Here is a 530-nt window from a genome sequence, read left to right as displayed (position 1 = left end):
GCTCGCCAGTAGCCGCGGGCGTTATTGCGAACGGCCGAGACCGCCTTGAAGGCGGGGCATCGCGTATCCAACAGTTTTTTCCCGGCGCTTAAGAAATCGCCAGCCGCATCAAACGACTCGGCGGCTTGAGACCTCTGCTCGGCCGTAAGGGCCTTTCGCGTACCAAGCCATACGAAGCTGATGCGAGTCGCGATCATCGTCGCTCGAATTCGTTCCGCAGGGCTTGTCGCCCCTTCCAATCGTTCCGAAAGCATTGTCGCCATAGTTTTCCTCCATAGAAGAGTAGCAAGTATGGGTTAGTTCGAACTGACGTCACGGTTCAACGATCGCCGCGACGTACGACTGGCCGGCGCCTGATAGATGCCAGACGTTTCACTCGAAAGGCAGCGGCCGTTGGCCCACCGCCGAACCCGTTCGACCGATTCCTGAGCGGTTACGGCAACCGGCACGATTTGTCGCGCAGCAACCTCCAGCGGCACGTCCAATAGCGCCGCTAAGCGACAGCAGGCGCGAATCTCGGCGCCGGTCCA

Annotated in this window: 2 pseudogenes; both read right to left on the bottom strand. The window is 60.2% G+C overall.

Features of this window, described 5'->3' with window-relative positions:
* Positions 1-263: pseudogene (locus tag LOC68_RS11030) on the bottom strand (hypothetical protein); the annotation flags it as partial.
* Positions 264-296: 33 nt separating this feature from the next.
* Positions 297-530, bottom strand: a pseudogene (locus LOC68_RS11025) (AAA family ATPase); the annotation flags it as partial.

Source organism: Blastopirellula sediminis (assembly GCF_020966755.1).
Taxonomy (GTDB): Bacteria; Planctomycetota; Planctomycetia; order Pirellulales; family Pirellulaceae; genus Blastopirellula; species Blastopirellula sediminis.
The sequence above is the reverse complement of the archived record's forward strand: the minus strand, read 5'-3'. Positions and strand labels throughout refer to the sequence as shown.